Here is a 22,365-nt window from a genome sequence, read left to right on the forward strand (position 1 = left end):
TATCGCCGCTTTCGGCGCGATCGCTCGCCCCTGCGATCAGCGCGAGCACATGCGCGTACGACAGTACGCCCGGCATGAAGTCGGCATGGGTGTAGGTGGCGAGCAGATCGTCCTTCGCCTTGACACGCCGCGTGAGCGTGCGCACCACATGGCGCAGCATCGGCGTGACGCGTTCGAGTTCTTCTTCGATGAGGCTCGCCGGCACGACGGTCAGCTGGCAAAAACTGAGCGCCTTCGCCGTGTTCGATCGCGGTTCCGCACTGAGCAGCGCGGTCTCGCCGAAAAATTCGCCGCGTCCGAGCGTAGCCATCACGACTTTCTTGTCGTCGCAGCGGGTGGAGATTTCGACCTTGCCGTCGGCGATCACGAAAATCAATCGTTCGCCTGCAAAGCCTTCCGAATAAATGATCTCGCCCGGCGCCGCCGTACGCGACCATGTTTGACTGCGATTCAAGTTCTATCCCCGGAAAACGATTCCATCGCGCGCATTTGTCTGACTATCTTATGCTTTGCGAAGTGGTTGCTATGTGTCGCGTTTACGGCGTTTCCCAAGGCGTTCTTGAATCAGTTTGCATAGATGGCACGCGCGGAAAGCATGCCGAAAGCCGTTGGCGCGAGCCAGTGCGCCGAGGTGTCATGCGCGCTTTGCAAACGCAAACGATTGCTTGCGCGAGAAGTGCGCAAATAGGCGATGAATTGCATGGAGAAAATGAATACGGCCAGTTTGCACTGGCCGTATGTGTCAACGCCGTTCGTCTCTTTCAGTCTTTCACGCCGCAAGTTTTCCCGTCGCGCCGTTGCTCGCCGGCGCGCTCATGCCTGCGCGGGCGAAGCGAAGCGCTTGCATCAGCGTTTCGTGCTCGCCGATGTGGTTCGCGAGCAGCAGGATCAGCTGCGCATTGGCCGACTGACTCTGCGCTTCGTCGAGATCGCGATGCATGTCGATCAGCGCTTCGTAAAAGTCGTCCGGTCTTGCCAGGTTCGGTTGGGTGTTCAGCATGGTTGTCTCCTCGTTCCTCTATGCGGTGCCTTGCACGCACAGCGCCCGCTTGAGCGCGCTCTGCACGCGCACCGCATCGACGCGCCGCCAGCGCGCACTCACGTGCTGGTCCGGACGAATAAGATAGAACGCGCCGTCCTGCGCGCCGTAGCGCTGCGCCGCCAGTCCCTGCGCGTCGCGCAACACCACCGTCGATGCGGGCAGACCCGCGGGCACCGCCGCATCGCCTTCGAGCATCACCACGAACTTGAGCGGCACCGCAGAACGCGAGAGCGCCTGCAGCGTGTCGAGCGTCGCGATATCGAACGCCGAGCCTGAACGACCGAACACGAGGCCCGCGAACTGGTCGCCCAGATGCGCGAGCAGCCAGCTTTCGTCACCCGCTGCGTTTTGCACCGGCGCGTCTGCACACGAAGCGCCCGGCTCCATCTGGCCGTCGAACGTCTCTTCGTCGGGCGTATTCAAGGTCGATTCGCGCAGCACTGCAGGCACGGAAAGCCGGCCGCTGTTCACCAGCTGCCGCGCAAACGCATGCTCGCGGGCGAGCGTGAGCACGGCGTCGCGGAACACGCGGCTCACCGCGCTCTTCGGTGTGATGAAGTCGGTCGAGCGCGTGGAGTTGCGGATGTTTTCGTCGGCGGCGTATTCGCGCTCGCTCGCGTAGGTGTCGAGTAGCGCGTCGGGCGCGTGGTTCTCCAGCACCATCGCGAGCTTCCATGCGAGGTTCTCGCCGTCCTGGAAACCGCTATTCGCGCCGCGCGCGCCGAACGGCGAGACCAGATGCGCCGAGTCGCCCGCGAACAGCACGTTGCCCTGGCGGAAGCTGTCCATGCGCAGACACGAGAACGTGTAGATGCTCACCCACTCCAGCTCGAACTTCACGTCGGGCCCGAGCAGCGCGCGCACGCGCGGAATCACGCGCTCGGGCGTTTTTTCCAGCACCGGGTCGGCGTCCCAGCCGAGCTGGAAGTCGATGCGCCAGACGTTGTCGGGCTGGCGATGCAGCAGCACCGACTGGTTAGGATGGAACGGCGGATCGAACCAGAACCAGCGTTCGGTGGGGAAATCGGCTTCCATCTTCACGTCGGCGATGAGGAAGCGGTCCTTGAACGTACGGCCGTGGCTATCGAGGCCGAGCAGCTTGCGCAGCGGGCTTCGCGAGCCGTCGGCGGCCACCACGTAGCGCGCGAGCAGCGTGTACGGACCGTCGGGCGTTTCGATCTCGAGCGCGACGTGCGCATCGGCGGCGCCCGGCGTGCCGTGCTGCGCGACGCCCGTCACCTTGTTTTTCCAGCGGATTTCGAGGTTGGGCAATGCCTGCGCACGTTCGAGCAGGTAGCCTTCCACGTAGTACTGCTGAAGATTCACGAAAGCCGGCCGATGATGGCCGCTCTCGGGCAGCAGGTTGAACGTATAGACGAGTTCGTCCTTGCGGAACACCTTGCCCACGTTCCAGCTCACGCCCTTTTCGACCATGCGATCGCCGCAGCCGAGGCGGTCGAAGATATCGAGCGAACGCTTGGAAAAGCAGATGGCGCGCGAGCCCGTGGAAAGCGTGCAGTCGTCGTCCACGAGCACCACCGGCACGCCTTGCCGCGCGAGGTCGATGGCCGTCGCGAGGCCCACCGGCCCCGCGCCGACCACCACGACCGGACGCACGCACGCGGCGGCATCCGGGGTTTGTTCGCTGCATCGCGCGTAGTCGAAGCTCAGCGTCTGATAGTCGATCATTCTTGTCTCCACCGTGTCATCTCGTGCCCGGTCTCGCAGTTGGCACTCACCTGGCACTTAACTGGCGCTTCAATCCTGCAACGCGTCCCACATCTCCTTGTCGCGCTGCGCCGTCCAGATGCGCGGATGCGTAATGCCGCTCGCCTCGTCATACGCGCGCGTCACGTCGAACGGCAGGCAGTGCTCATAGATGAACACGTGGCCGAACTTCGGATCCATCGCCTCGCGCGTGAGCGACATCGCGCCCTTCAGGTCGAGCTTCTGCGCCACGGCGGCGCGGCCTTGCGCGAGCAGCGTGGTCACGAAGTCCTTCGTGTAGTCGAGACCCTTGTTGACTTCCGCGGGGTTGAGCAGTGCGGGGCCGCGGCCCGGCACGAGCTTTTCGGCGCCCAGCGAGCGCAGCGCTTCGAGCGTGGCGGGCCAGTCGGCGAGCTGGGCGTCGCCGCAATAGCACGCGGCGTCGTATTCGACGAGATCGCCCGAGAACAGCACCTTCTGCTGCGGCAGCCACACCACCGTGTCGCCCTTCGTGTGACCCGAGCCGAGGTGCGCGATCTTCACTTCGAGCTTACCGAGGAACAGCGTGATTTCCTTCTCGAACACGAGCGTGGGCCACGTGAGGCCCGGCACCGTTTCGACGCCCGCGAACAGGCGCGGGAAGCGCTCGATTTCCGACTTCATGTCGGCTTCGCCGCGCTCGACGATCATTTCATACGTGCCGCGGCTCGCGATGATCTGCTGCGCGCCTTCCTTGAAGTACGCCGAAGCGCCCAGCACGCGCACCGCGTGATAGTGCGAGAGCACGACGTATTTGATGGGCTTGTCGGTAACGGTGCGGATCTTCGCGATGAGGTCCTGCGCCATGGCGGGCGTGGCCGTGGTGTCGACGATCAGCACGCCGTCGTCGCCGATGATGACGCCCGAGTTGGGGTCGCCTTCCGTGGTGTACGCGTATGCGTTTTCCGAGAGCTGCGTGAACGTGACCTTCTTCTCTTCGAGGTCGGCCTGGGATGCGAACGCCTTTGCCATGTTGAGTCTCCGTATCGAGGGGCTCTTGAAGCCGGGGCGGGGCGAAGCGCACACGGGCCGGGCGCGTTGGGCGCCAGCCCTGGTTGTCTCGCCCCGTTTGGAATTGAAATGGACCGCTGTTGTGCCGGGGTGAGGCCATGATGGTCTTCCCGTTTTTATCTGTCAATAGCGAATTACGTTGCTATACGCTAATTTCTTGCTAAAGCACGTTGCGGTCCGTACGTCTGCCGCCGTTCAGTTAACATGGACCCTTTTTCAGCCAGAGAAAAGCGCAATGAGACGTCGCAACGACAGCGCCGCATCCGCGCAGGAAAGCAGCGCGCTGGCCGCCCGCACGCAGCGCGGCATCCAGAGCGTGGAAGTAGGCGGACGCCTGCTGCGCGCCCTCGCCGACGCGCGCGCGCCGCTTGGCGCCACCGATCTCGCGGCGAGCGGCGATATTCCGTCGAGCCAGGCGCACGCCTATCTCGTGAGCTTGACGCGCCTCGGGCTCATCAAGCGCGACGCGCTTTCGGGGCGCTATGAACCCGGCCCGCTCGCGCTGCGCCTCGGCCTGCTGCATCTCGCGCAGCAACCCGCGCTGCGCGAAGCCGTGCCGCGCGCCGCCGCGCTGGCGCAGGCGCTTAATTGCAGCGTCGCGCTATGCATCGCAGGGCCGCAGGGGCCGACGATCGTGCGCTACGAGCACGCAAGCCTGCCGCTGCACGTGAACCTCCACGTCGGCACGGTGATGTCGCTGCGCGCCACGGCCACGGGCCGCGTGTTCTGCGCGTTCCTTGGGCCCCAGGCGCTCGAAGCCGCGTGGGCCACGCAAACCGCGCATCCGGTGTGGCGCGGGACCAGCCACGTGCCCAGTGCCGCGGGCGCGCCCCAGGAAAGCACGCCGGATGCCGCCTTCCTCGCCTCGCTCGACGCCATCCGCGCGCGCGGCTACGAACTCGCCATCGACGCGCCCAGCCCCGGCGTAAGTAGCGTATGCGTGCCCGTGCTCGGCCCTGGGCGCGAACTGAGCCTCACCCTCACCGCCATTGGCGCGAGCGGGGTGCTCGACGTGCGCGCGAACGGCGCGGTCGTGCGCGCGCTGCGCGACGCCGCTGCCGAAATCACCGCCGCCGCTTTTTCATCGACACCGACATGCCCCGAGTAAGCTCCAGGCCTCCGCGCGACGACGCAACGCAAGCCGCCAGCGAAGACGCCGCAGCCGGCAATGCAGCCGAAGCCGCCGACAAACCGCAACGCGGCATCCAGTCGCTCGATGTAACGGGCGAGCTGCTCGCCGCGCTCGTCGCGGCGGGCACGCCCTTGCCGTTGCGCGACCTCGCTGCCGCCGCGGGCATGGCGCCCGCCAAGGCCTTCCCGCACCTCGTGAGCCTGCAGAAGATCGGCCTGCTCGCGCGCGACGCGGCGGGCCGCTACGAAGCGGGACCGCTCAGTCTCGAACTCGGCCTGATCGGCCTTGCGCGTCTTTCGCCGGTTCGTGAAGCCGATGCCGAGCTGGTCGGCCTCGCCGCCGCCACTGCGATGAGCGTCGCGCTAGCGGTGCCGGGGCCGCTCGGCCCGACCGTCGTGCGTCTCGAAGAATCGGCGCTGCCGCTGCACGTGAGCCTGCGCCCCGGCACGGTGATGTCGCTCGTCAACACGTCGATCGGGCGCGTGTTTGCCGCATGGGTCGACGACGACGTGCGCGCAGCCCTCCTCGCCCAGGACGAACTGCGGCTCGCGGGCGCGAAGCCGCGCGAAGGCGCCACGCCCGCCTACCTCGCGCGGCTCGCCGCCATTCGCACCGAGGGCGTGGACACGGCGCTCGACAAACCCATTCCCGGCATCAGCACCGTGACCGCGCCCGTGTTCGACCACACCGGCAGCGTGTGCCTCGTGCTCGCGGTGATGGGCCCTTCGGGCAGCCTCGACATCGCACGCGAAGGCACGGCAACGCAACTGCTGATCGCCGCCGCGGAACGCCTCTCGCGGCGCTTTGGTTATATGGAAGGCGCGGCGGCCGCGCCGCTATAATCGCCACCCTCGCGTGATACAAGAACGGCACGGCCCCCCAATGAGAACCTGCATATGAGCACGGCATCCGCCGGACAAGCGTTGCGCCAGATCGCCGACCTCCCCTGCCCGCGCGGCTTGCCGCTCGTCGGCAATCTGCTGCAGCTTTCGCCGCCGCGTCTGCATTTGATCCTCGAGCAATGGGCCGCCGAACTCGGCGCGCCCTACCGCTTCCAGGTGGGCGGCATCCCCATCACGATCTGGACCGATACCGAACTGATCCAGCAGATCATGCGCGAGCGCCCGCATCGCTTCCGCCGCTATCAGCCCATCGAAGCGGTGTTCGAGGAAATGGGCTTCAACGGCCTTTTCTCGGCGGAAGGCGTTGCATGGGAACCGCAGCGCAAGCTCGTGATGCAGGCGCTCTCGATACCCAACATCAAGGCGTTCTACCCCACGCTGGCCGATATCGCGCAGCGTCTTCACACTCGCTGGCAACGCGCGGCCGAGCGCGGCGAAACCGTCGAGATGACCGACGACCTCAAGCGCTACACGGTGGACGTGACGAGCGCGCTCGCGTTCGGCGAAGATCCGCGCACGCTGGAGCGCGATCACGGCGTGATTCAGGAGCACCTGGAGCGCATCCTGCCGGGCGTGATGAGGCGCACCAATGCGCTCTTTCCGTACTGGCGATATGTCAAACTGCCGGCGGACCGCAAGCTCGAGCGCTCGCTCGAGGAAGTGCACCGCTACGTCAACGCGATGATGGCGCGCGCCCGCGACCGCATGCGCGACGAGCCGTCGGATGCGCCGCGCAATCTGCTCGAAGCGATGCTCTCGCAGCAGCAGGCGCCGGGCGGTGAGACGACCATCAGCGACGCGCAGATTCGCGCAAACGTACTCACGCTCCTCATCGCGGGTGAAGACACGACCGCCGATTCCATCGCGTGGACGCTGCCCTACCTCGCCGCGGATACGGCCTTGCAGCAGCATCTCGGCGACGAAGCCTCACGCGTGCTCGGCAATTCGTCGGTATGCCCCGACTACGCCACGTTGAAAGACCTCGATATTTTCGAGGCGATCTGCATCGAAGCCACGCGTCTGCGCCCGGTGGCGTCGGTGCATTCGTTCGAGCCGCTGGAAGATGTCGTGGTGGACAACGTGGCGTTGCCCAAGGGCACGCGCATGTTCTTCGTCGCGCGTCCCGCCATGCTCGACGCGAAGCACTTTGCCGATCCGCAGCGCTACGATCCGTGGCGCTGGATGAAGCGCGGCGAACGCGAAGCTGATGATGGAAAAGCCCATGACGTACGCGCTTATCTGCAGTTCGGCGCCGGGCCGCGCGTGTGTCCCGGCCGCCATCTCGCGACGGTGGAAATGCGCCTCGCGCTCTCGATGCTGATGCAGTCGTTCACGATCGAACTGGCGATCGATCCCGCGAAGATTCAGGAAGTGCAGGCGTTCACGATGGTGCCGGACACGATGCCGGTGAAGCTCAAGCCGCGCGAACACGCCGCGTTCGCCTAAGCGTCAACGTCCGTCCTCGGGCGTGCCAACCGTGGAGGCATCGTCGGGCGCGCCATCGCTGCGCGCCTGCGCATCGCGCATCTTGGCAAGCGCCTTGGGCCCGAGCCCGAGCGACACGCCCAGCGCGAGCGCGTCGAGCACGGCGAGATGCGCGATGCGCACCACGGCGGGCGCATGCGCATCGCTCGCGGCCGGCACGCGCAGCAAGAGAGGAATATCGACCACCCACGCGAGACGCGAGCCCGCACTCGTGAGCGCGATGGTCGTCGCACCGCGCTCCTTGGCGATCTGGATGCTCTCGTTCACTTCCACGCTGCGCCCCGACTGCGAAATCGCGAACGCCACGTCGCCCGGTTCGAGCAGCGCCGCATAAAGACGCTGCAAATGCGCATCCGTGAACGCGCTCGCGGCGATGTCGAGCCGCAGCAGGCGCAGCGCCGCGTCTTGCGCAACGAGCCCAGAACCCGCGCCCACGCCGAAAAAATACACTCGACGCGCGCTGGAGAGCGCCGCGACGGCAGCCTCGAACACCGCCGTATCGAGCGAAGCGCGCGCGTGGGTCACGCCCTGCACGACCGACTCCGTCACCTTGTCGAGCAAGGTGCCGACCTCGCCGGCCCACCCGGCGCCGCTCGCCTCGCCGCCCGTCATCTCCGTGGCGAGCGCGAAGGGCACGTTGCCCGCCGCGCTCTGCGCGAGCCGCATCTTGAAGTCGCGCAGGCCGTGCGCACCCACCGCGCGGCAAAAGCGCGTGACGGAGGGCTCGGACACGTCCGCGCGCAACGCGAGTTCGGTGATGCTCCCGCGCATGGCGAAGTCGATGTCGGCGAGCACCATCTCCGCGACCTTGCGCTCGGCGGGACGCAGCGACTCCGCGACATTGCGGATGTGATGGATCAGGTTGGAGACCGGCAAGCTGTTTTTCCCGTGGAAGATACCAGGTTCTGCTCACATGAGGGCCCGCTATCCAGTTTCGATGCGTGCTTCCGCTTCAATCGAGCCGCTTGCCGCTTTCAGTATCGAACAGATGCAGGTGCGCCAAAGGCAAACCTAGCGTCATGCGCTGGCCCGGAGCAACGTCCGGGCGCGCGCGCGTGGTGACGCACCATGTCGTCGCGCCTATTTTCCCGTACAAGTGGGTCTCCGCGCCAGTCGGCTCGATCACGTCGACGGTGAACGGCACGTCGCCGCCCGCCTCGATGTGCTCGGGGCGCACGCCGAGCGTCACGCGCGCGCCCGCCTGGGCCTTGCCTTCCGGCAGCGCAATACGCACGCCGTCTTCGAGCACGAGCGCCGTGCCGCGCGCGTCGCTCATCACCGTGCCCTCGGCGAAGTTCATCGAAGGCGAACCCAGGAAGCTCGCCACGAACAGGTTGCCCGGCTTGTCGTAGAGGTCGAGCGGGCGGCCGATCTGTTCGATGCGCCCCGCGTTCATCACGACGATGCGGTCCGCCATCGTCATCGCCTCGATCTGGTCGTGCGTGACGTACACCACCGTGTTGCGCAGACGCTGGTGCAGGGCCTTGATCTCGGTACGCATCTGCACGCGCAGCTTGGCGTCGAGGTTCGAAAGCGGCTCGTCGAACAGGAACAGCGCAGGCTCGCGCACCACGGCGCGGCCCATGGCGACGCGCTGGCGCTGGCCGCCGGAGAGCGCGCGCGGCAGGCGCTCGAGGTAGCTCGACAGGTTGAGCATTTTCGCGGCGGCTTCGATGCGCGGCCTGAAACCATTCTCGCGCTCCTTGCGAATGCGCGGACCGAACGCGATGTTGTCGTACACCGAGAGATGCGGGTAGAGCGCGTAACTCTGGAAGACCATCGAGATGTTGCGCTGCTGCGGCGGCAGCGCGTTCGCCCGCGTGCCGCCGATGGTGAGGTCGCCGCCGGAGATGTCTTCGAGGCCGGCGATCATGCGCATCACCGTGGTCTTGCCGCAACCCGAGGGGCCGACGAGCACGACGAATTCGCCGTCTTCGATATCGAGGTCGACGCCGTGCACGACCTGGGTGTCGCCATAGCGCTTGTAAATGCCGTTCAGTTGTACCGCTGCCATGCTGTCCTCGTTTGCGTGAAGTCTTTTTCAGGTCGCTCAGGTCAATTCGCCGCGAGCACGCCTCAGAACGGATCGAGCGTCAGCTCGTTCGCCATCATCCGGTTGCCCGCCATGAGGCCCGCGTCCACGGGCAGCGCCACGCCCGTGATCACGCGCGCCTGCGCCGAGGCGAGAAACTGCACGGCGTCGGCGATGTCCTCGGGCGTGGCCACGTCGCCGAGCGGATACCACTTGCTTAGTTCTTCGAAGATCTTCGGATGCTGCTCGACGCGCGCGCGCCACGCAGGCGTCTTCACCGTGCCGGGGCAAACGATGTTCGCGCGTATGCCGTGGGGCCCCAGCTCCATGGCGAGCGCCTTCGTGTAGCTCACGAGGCCTGCCTTCGCCGCGCTGTACGCGGGGTGGCCGAGCGCCGAAAGGCCGTTCACCGAGCCAATCAGCACGAGCGCGCCGCGCCGGCGCTCGATCATCGAGGCGCGCACGGCTTCGACCGTGTAGTAGGTCCCGTTCAGGTTCAGGTCGATGTCGCGCCGCCAGCTCGCGGCGTCGGTATGCGCGAGCGTCGTGCCGAGCGCGCCGCCCGCGTTCGGCACGGCCACGTCCACCGGGCCGCGCGCCGCCACGCCGCGCGCCACGGCTGCGGTTACGGCGTCCTGATCGCTCACGTCGGCGGCGAGCGGTTCGAGGCGCGCCGCGCCCGCTTCGCCGAACTCCGCCGCGAGCTGTTGCACACCCGCCGCGTCGCGGTCGAGCGCGAGCACCGTGTCGCCCGCTTCCAGAAACCGTTTGCACAGCGCGCGGCCTATGCCGCCGCTCGCGCCCGTCACCAGCACCACCCGGCTCATGTCGACTCTCCGTGCGGCTCGCCAGCAGTGCCGGAGAGCCTGAAAATTTCCTACATACGAATGCCATACAGCGATCCGTATGCGGGTTTATACCGAGTGCGCCGCGCTGCTGCAGCGCATGAATTCCCCCTGTTTTACAGCATGTTATGCAAATTTCGGCGCTCGAAACAATATCGCGTTTACCAGGTGACAACGCTTTTTTCATCCTGTAGGATTTTTTCAAACAACGCAACCCAGCAGCCGGGTCAAGGCGGCGGCATAAGCAGGAACAACCACTTAGGAGAAAGAGAATGTCGTTTCAGGCACGTGCAACCACCATGCTCGGCAAGCTCGCCGTCGCGCTAGCATTCGCCGGCATCACCGCCGCGGCGCACGCCGATACGGTCCGCGTGACCGTCGCCCACTACAGCGACGCCACCGCGCCGTACTTCGAGAAAATGGCCAAGCAGTTCGAGGCCGCCAATCCCGGCATCACGATCAAGATCGAAGACGTGAACTGGGACTCGCTGCAACAGAAGCTGCAAACGGACATCTCCGGCGGCGCGAACGCCGACCTCGCGATCATCGGCACGCGGTGGCTGCTCGACTTCGTGAAGGACGACATTGCCGAGCCGCTCGACCCGTACATGGATGCGAACTTCAAGGGCCGCTTCATCGGTCCGTTCCTGGCTCCGGGTCAAATCAACGGCAAGACCTACGGCCTGCCGATCGCCGCTTCGGCGCGCGCGCTGTACTACAACAAGGACATGCTCGCTTCGGTCGGCTATCCGCAAGGCCCGAAGACGTGGAACGACGTGATCGACGCGTCGAAGAAGCTCAAGGCGAAGGGCATTGCGGGCTTCGGTCTGCAGGGCAAGGAAATCGAAACCGACGTGTATTTCTACTACGCGTTGTGGACCCACGGCGGCGAAGTGGTGGGCAAGGACGGCAAGGCGGCGTTCAACTCGCCGGCTGGCGTGAAGGCCGCGACGCTCTACAAGAGCATGATCGACGAAGGTCTCACGCAGCCGGGCGTGACGGGCTACAGCCGCGAAGACGTGCAGAACCTCTTCAAGCAAGGCCGCGTGGCAATGATGATCTCGGCGCCGTTCCTCGCCAAGCAGTTGCAGAAGGAAGCACCGAACATCAAGTACGGCATCGACCCGATCCCGGTAGCAACGACCCCCGCCACCTACGCGGTGACCGACTCGATCATGATGTTCAAGAACTCCAAGGCGAAGCAGAGCGCCTGGAAGTTCCTGGACTTCCTGTTCACGAAGGAACCGCGCGTGCAATTCACGAGCACGGAAGGCTTCCTGCCGACCACCAAGGCTGAAGCGAGCGACCCGGCTTTCCAGAATCCGGACACGCAAGCCTTCATCGCGCTGCTGCCGCATGCGAAGTTCGCGCCGACCGTAACGGGCTGGGAAGATACCGCAAAGGCTGTGACCAACGCGATGCAGTCGGTCTATCTCGGCAAGGCCAAGCCCGCCGATGCGCTGAACCAGGCGGCCACCGAAGCGAACAAGTCGCTCGGCAAGTAAGTCTGGCAAGCAGGCCTTAACTGCAACCCCGGCGCGCGCCCGCCATTTCCCGGCGCGCGCCGCAACGCCTCAGAACCGACGTTTCGAAGCACTGAAGATTCGACATGACCACGGGTCCCCTGAAGCCCTCGCCCGCCGCAGCATCGGCCGGCGATGCCCCCGACCGATCACGCGCACGAACCCGCATGAGCCGACTACCCCGCGCTGTTTCCGCGCCCCGCGCGCCCTGGCTCCTGATCGTGCCGAGTCTCGTGCTCGCGCTCTTCATCATCAGCTATCCAATCTTCAACATCGTGTATCAGTCGCTGCACGATGTGTCGCGCTTCGGGCAGATTCGCGACTTCAGCGGCCTGCAGAACTTCTATAACGTGTTCGGCGACCCGGTGTTCATGAGCGCCCTGAGGAACACGCTGATCTGGACATTCTTCGTCGTGGTGGGGACGGTCGGGATTTCCGTGCCGGTCGCGCTGGTGCTCAATCAGGACTTTTACGGCCGCGGCATAGCGCGCACGATCGTCATGCTGCCGTGGTCCGTCTCGCTCACGATGACGGCCGTGGTCTGGCGCTGGGCGTTCAACGACGACTACGGCATGGTCAACGTCACGCTGCAGCGCCTCGGCCTCACGTCGGGGCCGATCCACTGGCTCGCCACACCCGAGTATGCGTTCCCGGTGGAAATCTGCGTGGGCATACTCGTGTCGATCCCGTTCACGACCACCATCCTGCTGGGCGGCCTTTCCTCGGTACCGGGCGATATCTACGAAGCCGCGCGCATCGACGGCGCGAGCGCCTGGCAACAGTTCCGCCAGCTCACGCTGCCGCTGCTCAAGCCGTTCATCAACATGGCGGTCCTGCTGAACGTGATCTACGTGTTCAACTCGTTCCCGATCATCTGGGTGATGACGCAAGGCGGCCCCGACGACAGCACGCATATTCTCGTCACGTACCTTTACGAACTCGGCTTCCGGTTAGGACGACCAGGCGAAGCCGCCGCCGTCTCGCTCATCATGCTCGTCATCCTGTTCGCCTTTTCGGTGGTCTACCTGCGCCTGCAGGCAAAACGCGGCAGCGCCGAAGGAGACCTGGCATGAACCGCAAGCTCAAACGCTCGATCTGGTGCTGGCTCGTGCTCTCGCCGCTCGTCGTGGCCGTGCTGTTCCCGTTCGCGGTGATGTTCTTCACCTCGTTCAAGCCGGCTTCGGAAGTGTTCGTCTATCCGGCGCGCTGGCTGCCGATGCAATGGCGCTGGCAGAACTACGTCGACATGTGGCAGGCCGCGAACTTCGGCGTCGCGCTGCGCAACAGCATCGTGGTGAGCTGTCTTTCCACCGCGCTCGCACTCGCCGTGAGCCTGCCGGCCGCCTATGCGCTCGCGCGCTTTCCGTTCCGCGGGCGCGGCCTGTACCGCCAGTTCCTGCTCGTCACGCAGATGCTCTCGCCCATCCTGCTCGTCGTCGGCCTGTTCCGGCTCGCCGCGATGATTCCGTACGGCGACGGCAATCTCGTCGATTCGAAGATCGGCGTGATCGTCTCTTACGCGGCGTTCAATATCGCGTTTGCCGTGTGGATGCTCTCGTCGTATTTCCAGACCGTACCGCGCGATCTCGAAGAATCGGCGTGGCTCGAAGGCTGCAGCCGCACGGGCGCCGTGTTCCGCGTGTTCCTGCCGCTCGCCGTGCCGGCCGTGGTGGTCACGGCGATCTTCACGTTCATTAGCGCGTGGAATGAGTTCGCCGTGGTCTACACGCTGATCCGCTCGCCCGAGAACAAGACGCTCACGGTGCAGGTCACCGACATGGTGGCCGGCAAGTACACCGTGGAATGGCAGCTCGTCATGGCGGCGACGCTCGCGGCCACGCTGCCGGTTTCCGTGGTCTTCGCGTGGCTGCAGCGCTACATGGTGAAGGGACTCGCACTAGGCGCAGTGAAGTAACAGGAAGTCTCGCGCCTACTTGCTCAATTCATGGCCGATCACGCCGCCGGCCACGGCGCCGCCCACGGTGCCGACCGCGCTGCCGTTGGAGGCCCGGTTGCCCACATAGCCGCCCGCGGCGGCGCCGCCCAGCGTGCAGGCTCCCGTGCCCGCTGTGGTGAGCACGACGGTGATGACGAGTAAGGCGCGCGCGGCGCTTGAGCGTCGTAGCCAGTTCATCGCCGATTCTCCTGATCGATAGTCCCGGCGTTCGTGCTAGCAAGCATCGTGGTGCGCCGGCGTTCAGCCGTGGTGCAAATGCAGCAGGATCAGCGTGAGCGTAACCAGCGAACCAAGGGTGGAATGCAAGATGGTGCGTGAAGTGACGTGCGCCTCGCGCCGGTAGTACTCGGCGAGCATGAACGGCCCGGTGCCCGTGGGCAGCGCCGCGAGCAGCACCGCGATTCCCACGAGCTGGTCAGGCAGCCCGAATACGCGATCGGCCAGCCACCACGTGAGCAGCGGCTGCGCGACGAGCTTGCAGAGCGTTAGCCACCACGACGACTCACGCGGCGTCTCGCCGCTCGCGCGGCGTTCGGCGAGAAAGAGCCCGAGGCTCACAAGCGCGCACGGGCTCGCCGCGCCGCCCTGCAGCTTGAGGAACGTTTGCGCGCTAGCAGGGAGCGTGACATGCGCGGCCGAAACGACCGCCCCCAGCGCCGGCGCAACCAGCAGCGGATTGCGCACGAGCGAGCGCACGACCTTGATGGCGAGCCGGTGCGGACGCCGCTCGCTTTGCAGTCCTGTTTCGATCAGCACGATGGCGATGGCGAACAACACGCAGACCACGAGGATCGTGGCGATGGTCGTGGGCGTGAGGCTCGACGGCCCGAAGGCGATCATGCACAGCGGGAAGCCCACGTAGCCGGTATTCGGATACGCGGCGGCAAGCCCGTCGATGCTCGCATCCGCAAGGGGGCGGCCGAGGAACACGCGCGCGCCCACCACCGCGATGAACACGGCGAGACCGGCAATACCGAACGCAGCGACGAACGCCGGCTGATAAAGCTCATGCCACGTTGCGTGCGCAAGGATATCGAAGAGCAGCGCCGGAAGCGCGAGCCACACGACGAAGCGGTTCAGCTCGGAAGCCGCGGCGGGGCCGAGGACATTCGTGCGACGGCAGGCGAAGCCCGCAAAGATGAGGCCGAAGACCGGCAGGAGAATGGAAACGGCAGAAAGCATCGGGATTCGTGAATGCAAAGCGCGCGGACCTGCCGCGCGCCAGGGTGAAACGGAAGACGAACAGTTTCGCTAATCCATCGCCGCGTGACTCGTATCGACGGTGGCGGCGCTCGGGCCGGTGCGGATCAGAAAAAGCAGCGGAATCACGAGCAGCGTCGCGACGAACATCATCTTGAAGTCGTTCAGATACGCGATCATCTGGGCCTGCTGCGTGATCGACTGGTTGAGCACGGCGAGATCGTACCGCGAACCGCTTTCGAGCATCTGTTGAACCGCCGGATTGAACGGGGTGATGTTCGCGGCGAGGTCCGAATGCGCGATCTGCGTGCCGCGCGTGACGAAGGTCTGCACGATCGAAATGCCGATACTGCTGCCGATGTTGCGCATGAGGCTATAGGTGGCCGTGCCATCCGCGCGCAGTTGCGGGGTCAGCGTCGAGAAAGTCAGTGCGGACAGCGGCACGAATACGAAGCCGAGGCCGAAGCCCTGCACCACGCCAGGCCACACGATATCCGAGGGCGACAGCACGAGCGTGTACTGCATCATCTGCCAGAGCGCGTACGCGGAGACCACGAAGCCGAACAACAGCATAATGCGCGCGTCCACGCGTTTCAGTATGCGTCCCGCTATCAGCATGGCGACCATGGTGCCCGCGCCGCTCGGCGCGGTCACGAGCCCCGTCGTGGCGACCGGATAGCCCATCAGGTTCTGCAGCATGGGCGGCAGCAGTGCGCGTGTGGCGTAGAGCACCGCGCCGATCACGAAGATGAAGAGCGTGCCCGTGGCGAAATTGCGGTCCTTGAGCAGCTGATAGCGAAAGAACGTGCCCGGCCCCGAGGTAGCCGTATGCACGACGAAGAACGCGAAGGCAATGACCGCCACCAGCGCTTCGATGCGGATCTCCAGCGAGCCGAACCAGTCGAGCTGCTCGCCGCGGTCGAGCAAGGCCTGCAGCGCGCCGATGGCGAGCGCGAGCGTGGCGAAACCGAACACGTCGAAGCGTTGCGAGCGGCCAGGCACACGCGCAGGCATGAACGTCGAGACGCCGAAAAACGCGAACAGGCCCACCGGCACGTTGATGAAAAACACCCAGCGCCAGTTGTAGCTATCAGTAAGCCAGCCGCCGAGCGTTGGCCCTAGCACGGGGCCGACCATCACGCCCATGCCCCACACGGCCATGGCCTGCCCCTGGCGCTCGCGCGGATTGATATCGAGAAGAATGGACTGCGAAAGCGGCACGAGCGACGCGCCGAACACGCCCTGCAACAACCGCGAAGCGACGATCTCGCCGAGCGTTTCGGAAAGCCCGCACAGCGCCGAAGCGACGGTGAAGCCCGCAATCGCCACGCCAAGCAGCCGCTTGACGCCGTAGCGGTCGGCGAGCCAGCCCGTGAGCGGCGTGGCAATGGCGGCCGCGACGATATACGAGGTGAGCACCCAGGTGATCTCGTCCTGGGAGGCAGACAGCGTGCCCTGCATGTGCGGCAGCGCGACATTGGCGATCGTGCTGTCGAGCGTTTGCATCAGCGTGGCGAGCATGATCGAGAGCGTGATCATGCCGCGGTTGAGCGGGGCTTCCTTGCCCGACTCCGCCCGATGCTGCGCGGCGGCGCCGTCCTGCATGACTGCGGTCATCGTGCGGTTGTCTTGCGGCTATCTTGATTGGGGGCGGAGCGTGCCGAATTAATAAGCCTGCTTATTATACGACTCGTCCCTGCCGACGCAATCGGTATCGCCAGGCAGAGAACGCTCGTGAGAAGGCACAAGCCGCACGCCCGTATAATCGCGCGATGACTACCGACCTCGAAAAGCGCTTTGGCTTCCTGGTCGTCGACGTGGGCCGGCTCTATGGCAAACGTTACGACGAGCTTGCGAAGTCGTCGCTCGACCTCACGCGCGCGCAGTGCCGCATGATCGCGTACCTCGCGCACTACGGCGACATGAACCAGGCGCGCCTCGCCGAACTGCTGGAAGTGGCGCCCATTTCCGCGGGGCGGCTGCTCGAGCGCATGGAAGAAGGCGGCTGGGTCGTGCGCACGCCCAACCCGGATGACCGCCGCGAATGGCTGGTGAGCCTCACGCCCAAGGCGGAAGGCGTGCTCACGGGCGCACGCCGCGTGGGCGACGAAGTCCAGGAGGAAGCCCTGGCGGGCTTCACACCTGAAGAAGCCGAGCAGTTCAGCGCGATGCTTCAGCGGGTGCGCGCCAATCTCGGCGCGCTGGTGGAACGGTAACCCGCAGCGCTAACCGGTGTTAGCGCAGCCGCACGAGCGTGGACTTGAGTTCCGTGTATTTTTCGAGCGCGTGCAACGACTTGTCGCGGCCGTTGCCGGACTCTTTGAAGCCGCCGAACGGGAAGTTCATGTCCCCGCCTTCGTCGTAGCAGTTCACCCACACCGTGCCCGCACGCAGCCTGCGCGAGATTTCGTGCGCGTGCGTGAGGTTCGCGGTCCAGACCGCAGCCGCGAGCCCGTAGTCACTGTCATTGGCGATGCGCACCGCTTCGTCGATCGTGCTGAACGTGATGACCGACAGCACCGGCCCGAAGATTTCCTCGCGCGCGATCTTCGTGTCGTGATGCGTATCGAACACCGTGGGTTCCACGTAGAAGCCGCCGCCCTGTGCATTCACGCGTTCGCCGCCCGTCAGCAGCTTAGAGTCCTTGCGGCCGGCTTCGATATAGCTCAGCACCCGCTCGAGCTGAATCTTGTCGATGATCGCGCCCATCGACACCTCCGGATCGAGAGGATTCCCAGGCTTATAGGCCTTCGCGGCCTCGACGAGCTTCGTGAGGAAAACGTCCTTGATTTCGTGATGGACGAGCAGGCGCGAGCCCGCCGTACACATTTCACCCATGTTGTAGAAGATCGCGGCCGCCGCCGCGTTCGCCGCGCGGTCGAGATCCGGGCAATCGTGCAAGACGATGTTGGGCGACTTGCCGCCAAGCTCCAGCCACACGCGCTTGAGATTCGATTGCCCCGCGTACTGCATGATCTGCTTGCCCACGTTCGTCGAGCCCGTGAACGCAATGCAGTCCACGTCACGATGCAGGCCTAGCAGTTTGCCGGGCTCCCCGCCACCGGGCAGCACGTTGAACACGCCCGCCGGAATGCCGGCCTCGTGCGCGAGCTGCGCCACGCGAATGGCCGTGAGCGGCGACTTCTCCGATGGCTTGAGCACGACGCTGTTGCCCGCTGCGAGCGCCGGCCCGAATTTCCACGAGGCCATCAGGATCGGAAAATTCCACGGCACGACGGCGGCGACCACGCCAATGGGCTCGCGCGTGACGAGGCCCACGAGATGATGATCGGCGGGCGCGACTTCGCCGCCTACCTTGTCGATGGCTTCAGCGAACCATTCCACGCAATAAGCCGCGCCCGGCACGTCTACGGTCGTCGTGTCGCTAATGGGCTTGCCTGCGTCGAGCGTTTCGAGCAGCGCGAGTTCGTCGAGATGCTCGCGCATGAGCGCGGCCCACCGCAGCAGAACGGCCTTGCGTGCACGCGGATTCAGGCCTGCCCATACCCCTTCGTCGAACGCGCGGCGAGCGGCGCCGACCGCGGCGTCGACATCGGCTGCGCCGCAATCCGCCACACTCACGAGCACGCGGCCGTCGATCGGACTCACGCAATCGAAGGTGCGGCCCGAATACGCGTCGCGATACGCGCCGTCGATGAATGCGCGGCCTTCGATCGAAAGCGTCGCGGCCTTGTCCTGCCAGTAAGCGAAAGTTTTGTCCATCAGGATGCCTCAATGATTTGCGATCCACCTTGCATGCCGCAATGCGGCGTCAGGTGAAACGGGTTCGCGCGATCAGGGAGTCAGAAGGTGGGCGGCGAATTGGCCGACACCACTTCGCAGACTTCGTTCGCGCTGGGATTGCGAAACCGGTGCGGGAAGCGGCTTTCGAAATAGTAGCTGTCTCCGGGGTCGAGCAGCCAGGTCGTGCCGTCCACGGTCAGCTCGAGTTGTCCGGCGACCACCACGCCGCCTTCGTGCCCTGCGTGCACCAGCATTTCCGGGCCGGTATCGGCAAGCGGCTGATAGACCTCGCGCATGATGCCCATGTTGCGGTCCTTCATGTTCGCGCCGGCCAGATAGAACTCGATCGATTCGTTGCCGAGGTTCGGCATTTCGCCGCGCCGCGACACGACTTCAGTCCCTTCCGTCAGATCAAACGTGAAGAATTCGGCGAGGCTCATCGGTATGCATTCGAGCAGCTTCTTGAGCGACCCCACCGAGGGACTGACGCGACTTTGCTCGATCAGCGAGATCGCGCCATTGGTCACGCCCGCGCGCTTGGCGAGCTCGCGCTGTGACAAACCATAGCGTTTGCGAACATAGCGCAGGCGTGTGGCGACTTCGGACGACACAGAAGCGGACTCGGACACGATGAAGGACCGTTGACAGTGAGACCACGCGAACAGCGCGGGGGGTGTTGAATATTCTAATCAGTTTGCTTTATTTTGCGTCAGTACAAACCCCCGTAAGTTATTCGAAATATAAGTGCAGGAGCCGATATTTCGCACAGCGTGGTATTTCACGGGGCCCTCGGGGAAAGTGCTGACATCAAAAACTTGAAAAAATAATTGACGCCCTTTTTGACTCGTATATGCTGAACCACAGGTCGAACACCGCATCGTTTGTGCCGCGTTGCAACGCAAAAAGCGCGTTTTATGCGAGAAACATAGCGAGTCGGCCGAGTTTGGAAAGCAATACATCGATGTCGTTCAATGTTTAACGCATCACTCAAATTGACGACCTCGAATGCTTGAACCGAACGCCTTTTTCAACGCAACCAGTCGAGTGTTATTGTGAGAGTCCGTGGCCCTCTGGTGAGGTGGGATCGTAGTCATGCGAGGTGTCTTCGCAGTGACTGCACCGCCATCGCCGACGGCAGTAGCGGCAGGCTTGCCTCTCGCCTGTTCCTGTCCGTCTTCACGATCCTTTCCCGCCGCTCTGTGCGGCGTCACAACTCGGTCTCCGCACGCGCCTTTATTGCCGTCCACACGGACGAAGTCGCGTCGCTTCTGCCCTAGCGCCTCTCCTTCCAGCGCCGTTCGTTTTCTTCGCGGTCGTTGGTTCGCGAAGTGTCTTGTCGCGCCTTCGCGATGTGGCTGCGCACGCCTGAACACGGTTGCGCCTCACAACGGCAAGAAACGAACCGCCTACATGATCTCCACGCGCAGCGCCATCCGTTAGCGCCGCTGCGCGGAGCACACAGGGTTTGTAGTTTTGCGTCCCGCAAGGCTGCAAGGTCATGTCACGCCCGTAGCGCCGACACCTCGCGTACGGGCAAACAAGCGAATCATTAGTCATGCGAACCAGACCATTAGTTGGCGTCACTGCCGACCGCACGATGATGGGACCGCACGCGTCACATGTTGCCGGCGAGAAGTACATCGCCGCGGCTGTGGATGGAGCAGGCACGCTCGCATTCGTGCTGCCCGCCCTGGGCGAGCGGCAGACTGCGGCCGACATACTGGAAGTCGTGGACGGACTGCTTTTCACGGGCAGCTATTCGAACGTCGAGCCGCATCGTTATGGCGGCCCGGCGAGCGAGAGCGGCACGCTGCACGACCCCGCTCGCGACGCCACCACACTGCCGCTCATGCGCGCCGCGATCGAGGCCGGCGTGCCGGTACTCGCCATCTGCCGCGGCTTCCAGGAGATGAACGTGGTGTTCGGCGGCACGCTGCATCAGCAGGTGCACAACGTTGCACGCTACGACGACCATCGCGAGAACAAGGACGATCCGCTTGACACGCAATACGGTCCGGCGCACGCGTTGAAGCTCGTGGAAGGCGGTGTGCTGCAACTGCTTGCGGGCGGCGCACGCGAAGCACGCGTGAATTCGCTGCACGGCCAGGGCATCGAACGCCTGGGCGCAGGCCTCGTAGCCGAGGCATTCGCACCCGACGGCCTCATCGAAGCCGTGAGCGCAGCGAACTCCCCGAGCTTCGCGCTCGGCGTCCAGTGGCACCCGGAATGGAAATACGCCGACGACGCGCTTTCCGCGGCCATCTTCCGCACGTTCGGCGAAGCCTGCCGCAACCACATGCTGGCCCGAATACCGGGCGGGGCCGGACACGACGTGGCGCATGCGCCGCGCGCCGCCCACGCCTGATGCCGGCCCATACAGAAATAGAGAGAACGACCATGCATGAAATCGACGAATTCCTGAAGAAGCACCGCATCACCGAAATCGAAGCCATCATCCCCGACATGGCGGGCATTGCGCGCGGCAAGATCATCCCGCGCAGCAAGTTCGAATCGGGCGAGGCGATGCGTTTGCCGCAAGCCGTGATGATCCAGACCGTGACGGGCGACTACCCCGAAGACGGGAGCTTCACCGGCGTCACCGACCCCGACATGGTGTGTGTGCCCGACCCCTCGACGATCCGCATCATTCCGTGGGCCGTCGACCCCACCGCACAGGTGATTCACGACTGCGTGCATTTCGACGGCACGCCTGTGGAGATCTCGCCGCGCCGCGTGCTGCGCCGCGTGCTCGACCTCTATGCCGCGAAGGGCTGGAAGCCGGTGATCGCGCCGGAACTCGAGTTCTATCTCGTCGACATGAACAAGGACCCGGATATTCCGCTCGCACCGCCCATTGGCCGTACGGGCCGTCCTGAAACGGGACGCCAGGCGTATTCGATCGAAGCGGTGAACGAGTTCGACCCGCTGTTCGAGGACATCTACGAGTACTGCGATATTCAGGATCTCGAAGTCGATACGCTCATTCACGAAGTGGGCGCGGCGCAGATGGAGATCAACTTCCTGCACGGCGATCCGCTCAATCTCGCCGACCGCGTGTTCCTGTTCAAGCGCACGGTGCGTGAAGCAGCGCTGCGCCACCGCATGTACGCCACGTTCATGGCAAAGCCCATGGAGAACGAACCCGGCTCGGCCATGCACGTGCACCAGAGCCTCGTTTCGGCGGAAAGCGGCCAGAACCTCTTCACGGGTGCCGACGGCAAACCCACGGACATGTTCTACGCCTATATCGCGGGCATGCAGAAGTACACGCCAGCGCTCATGCCGATCTTCGCACCGTACATCAACTCGTATCGCCGCCTTTCGCGTTTCATGGCCGCGCCGATCAACGTGGCATGGGGCTACGACAACCGCACGGTGGGTTTCCGCGTGCCGTATTCGTCGCCGGCTGCGCGCCGCGTGGAAAACCGCATTCCCGGCGTTGACACCAACCCGTATCTCGCGATTGCCGGCACGCTGGCCGCCGGCTATCTGGGCATGACGCAGCACCTCAAGCCCACCGAACCGCTCGTGAGCGACGGCTACTCGCTGCCCTACCAGCTGCCGCGCAATCTCGAGGAAGGCCTCACGCTGATGGGCTCGTGCGAGCCGCTCAAGGACATCCTCGGCGAGAAGTTCGTGCGCGCCTACCTCGCGCTCAAGGAAACAGAATACGAAGCCTATTTCCGCGTGATCAGTTCGTGGGAACGCAAGCACCTGCTGCTGCACGTGTAAGAACGAAAGGAGAT

Annotated in this window: 22 protein-coding genes; 10 read left to right on the forward strand and 12 right to left on the reverse strand. The window is 64.7% G+C overall.

What is annotated here, in order from left to right; translation table 11 throughout:
- The 4 genes from M3I53_RS33715 to M3I53_RS33730 form a co-directional block, all read right to left on the reverse strand.
- Nucleotides 1-454, reverse strand: a 454-nt coding sequence (locus M3I53_RS33715; RefSeq protein WP_254319636.1) for a Crp/Fnr family transcriptional regulator, incomplete at its 3' end; no start/stop codon positions are given.
- Nucleotides 455-769: 315 nt separating this feature from the next.
- Nucleotides 770-1,000 (reverse strand): DUF2783 domain-containing protein, encoded by a 231-nt coding sequence (locus M3I53_RS33720; RefSeq protein WP_254320123.1) that lies wholly within the window; start codon nt 998-1,000, stop codon nt 770-772.
- An 18-nt stretch (nt 1,001-1,018) separates the two neighbouring features.
- Nucleotides 1,019-2,731 (reverse strand): FAD-dependent oxidoreductase, encoded by a 1,713-nt coding sequence (locus M3I53_RS33725; protein ID WP_254320124.1) that lies wholly within the window; start codon nt 2,729-2,731, stop codon nt 1,019-1,021.
- Nucleotides 2,732-2,800: 69 nt separating this feature from the next.
- Nucleotides 2,801-3,760 carry an MBL fold metallo-hydrolase gene (locus M3I53_RS33730; protein WP_254320125.1) on the reverse strand — a complete coding sequence of 320 codons (960 nt, stop codon included), beginning with the start codon at nt 3,758-3,760 and terminating at the stop codon, nt 2,801-2,803.
- A gap of 274 nt (nt 3,761-4,034) precedes the next feature.
- On the opposite strand from M3I53_RS33730, the gene M3I53_RS33735 reads away from it, so the two are divergent.
- From M3I53_RS33735 to M3I53_RS33745, 3 genes are read left to right on the forward strand one after another with little or no spacing between them, the layout of a single operon-like run.
- On the forward strand, nt 4,035-4,907 hold the full coding sequence (locus tag M3I53_RS33735) for an IclR family transcriptional regulator (protein WP_254320126.1): 873 nt from the start codon (nt 4,035-4,037) through the stop codon (nt 4,905-4,907).
- Nucleotides 4,895-5,773, forward strand: a complete 879-nt coding sequence (locus M3I53_RS33740) for an IclR family transcriptional regulator (RefSeq protein ID WP_254320127.1) — start codon at nt 4,895-4,897, stop codon at nt 5,771-5,773. The genes M3I53_RS33735 and M3I53_RS33740 overlap by 13 nt, the downstream gene beginning before the upstream one ends.
- A 54-nt stretch (nt 5,774-5,827) precedes the next feature.
- Nucleotides 5,828-7,279, forward strand: a complete 1,452-nt coding sequence (locus M3I53_RS33745) for a cytochrome P450 (protein ID WP_254320128.1) — start codon at nt 5,828-5,830, stop codon at nt 7,277-7,279.
- 3 nt (nt 7,280-7,282) lie between these two features.
- On the opposite strand, the gene M3I53_RS33750 is transcribed toward M3I53_RS33745, so the two are convergent.
- The 3 genes from M3I53_RS33750 to M3I53_RS33760 all read right to left on the reverse strand — a co-directional run bounded on the left by M3I53_RS33750 (nt 7,283) and on the right by M3I53_RS33760 (nt 10,177).
- Complete coding sequence (locus M3I53_RS33750) at nt 7,283-8,194, reverse strand: MurR/RpiR family transcriptional regulator (RefSeq protein WP_069261604.1); 912 nt, start codon at nt 8,192-8,194, stop codon at nt 7,283-7,285.
- Between the two features lie 76 nt (nt 8,195-8,270).
- On the reverse strand, nt 8,271-9,332 hold the full coding sequence (locus M3I53_RS33755) for an ABC transporter ATP-binding protein (protein WP_254320129.1): 1,062 nt from the start codon (nt 9,330-9,332) through the stop codon (nt 8,271-8,273).
- Between the two features lie 62 nt (nt 9,333-9,394).
- On the reverse strand, nt 9,395-10,177 hold the full coding sequence (locus M3I53_RS33760; protein ID WP_254320130.1) for an SDR family oxidoreductase: 783 nt from the start codon (nt 10,175-10,177) through the stop codon (nt 9,395-9,397).
- Between the two features lie 290 nt (nt 10,178-10,467).
- Between M3I53_RS33760 and M3I53_RS33765 the strand changes: the two genes are divergently transcribed.
- The 3 genes from M3I53_RS33765 (at nt 10,468) to M3I53_RS33775 (ending at nt 13,633) form a co-directional block, all read left to right on the forward strand.
- Nucleotides 10,468-11,700 (forward strand): ABC transporter substrate-binding protein, encoded by a 1,233-nt coding sequence (locus M3I53_RS33765; protein ID WP_254320131.1) that lies wholly within the window; start codon nt 10,468-10,470, stop codon nt 11,698-11,700.
- 185 nt (nt 11,701-11,885) lie between these two features.
- A complete protein-coding gene (locus tag M3I53_RS33770) occupies nt 11,886-12,791 on the forward strand; it encodes a carbohydrate ABC transporter permease (RefSeq protein ID WP_133185700.1) in 906 nt (301 codons plus the stop codon).
- Complete coding sequence (locus M3I53_RS33775) at nt 12,788-13,633, forward strand: carbohydrate ABC transporter permease (protein ID WP_069261599.1); 846 nt, start codon at nt 12,788-12,790, stop codon at nt 13,631-13,633. The genes M3I53_RS33770 and M3I53_RS33775 overlap by 4 nt, the downstream gene beginning before the upstream one ends.
- A gap of 15 nt (nt 13,634-13,648) precedes the next feature.
- On the opposite strand, the gene M3I53_RS33780 is transcribed toward M3I53_RS33775, so the two are convergent.
- The 3 genes from M3I53_RS33780 to M3I53_RS33790 all read right to left on the reverse strand — a co-directional run bounded on the left by M3I53_RS33780 (nt 13,649) and on the right by M3I53_RS33790 (nt 16,414).
- Nucleotides 13,649-13,852: a glycine zipper 2TM domain-containing protein gene (locus M3I53_RS33780; RefSeq protein ID WP_254320132.1), complete on the reverse strand. Its 204-nt coding sequence runs from the start codon at nt 13,850-13,852 to the stop codon at nt 13,649-13,651.
- Between the two features lie 63 nt (nt 13,853-13,915).
- Nucleotides 13,916-14,857, reverse strand: coding sequence for an AEC family transporter (locus M3I53_RS33785; protein ID WP_254320133.1), 942 nt, complete (start codon nt 14,855-14,857; stop codon nt 13,916-13,918).
- 69 nt (nt 14,858-14,926) lie between these two features.
- Complete coding sequence (locus M3I53_RS33790) at nt 14,927-16,414, reverse strand: DHA2 family efflux MFS transporter permease subunit (protein ID WP_254320158.1); 1,488 nt, start codon at nt 16,412-16,414, stop codon at nt 14,927-14,929.
- A gap of 233 nt (nt 16,415-16,647) precedes the next feature.
- Here M3I53_RS33790 and M3I53_RS33795 point away from each other — a divergent pair, with 233 nt between their 5' ends.
- A complete protein-coding gene (locus M3I53_RS33795) occupies nt 16,648-17,091 on the forward strand; it encodes a MarR family winged helix-turn-helix transcriptional regulator (protein WP_254320134.1) in 444 nt (147 codons plus the stop codon).
- 19 nt (nt 17,092-17,110) lie between these two features.
- Here the strand turns inward: M3I53_RS33795 and M3I53_RS33800 are convergent, their stop codons facing one another.
- Nucleotides 17,111-18,598 carry an aldehyde dehydrogenase gene (locus M3I53_RS33800; protein WP_254320135.1) on the reverse strand — a complete coding sequence of 496 codons (1,488 nt, stop codon included), beginning with the start codon at nt 18,596-18,598 and terminating at the stop codon, nt 17,111-17,113.
- An 80-nt stretch (nt 18,599-18,678) separates the two neighbouring features.
- Nucleotides 18,679-19,230 (reverse strand): cupin domain-containing protein, encoded by a 552-nt coding sequence (locus tag M3I53_RS33805; protein ID WP_254320159.1) that lies wholly within the window; start codon nt 19,228-19,230, stop codon nt 18,679-18,681.
- A gap of 441 nt (nt 19,231-19,671) precedes the next feature.
- Here M3I53_RS33805 and M3I53_RS33810 point away from each other — a divergent pair, with 441 nt between their 5' ends.
- The 3 genes from M3I53_RS33810 (at nt 19,672) to M3I53_RS33820 (ending at nt 22,351) form a co-directional block, all read left to right on the forward strand.
- Entirely contained in the window at nt 19,672-19,896 is a 225-nt protein-coding gene (locus M3I53_RS33810; RefSeq protein ID WP_236596917.1) for a hypothetical protein, read from the forward strand.
- 278 nt (nt 19,897-20,174) lie between these two features.
- Nucleotides 20,175-20,984, forward strand: a complete 810-nt coding sequence (locus M3I53_RS33815) for a gamma-glutamyl-gamma-aminobutyrate hydrolase family protein (RefSeq protein WP_254320136.1) — start codon at nt 20,175-20,177, stop codon at nt 20,982-20,984.
- A 32-nt stretch (nt 20,985-21,016) separates the two neighbouring features.
- On the forward strand, nt 21,017-22,351 hold the full coding sequence (locus M3I53_RS33820; protein ID WP_254320137.1) for a glutamine synthetase family protein: 1,335 nt from the start codon (nt 21,017-21,019) through the stop codon (nt 22,349-22,351).
- The last annotated feature ends 14 nt before the right edge of the window (nt 22,352-22,365 follow it).

It is taken from the genome of Paraburkholderia sp. CNPSo 3272 (genome assembly GCF_024206495.1).
Lineage (GTDB): Bacteria > Pseudomonadota > Gammaproteobacteria > Burkholderiales > Burkholderiaceae > Paraburkholderia.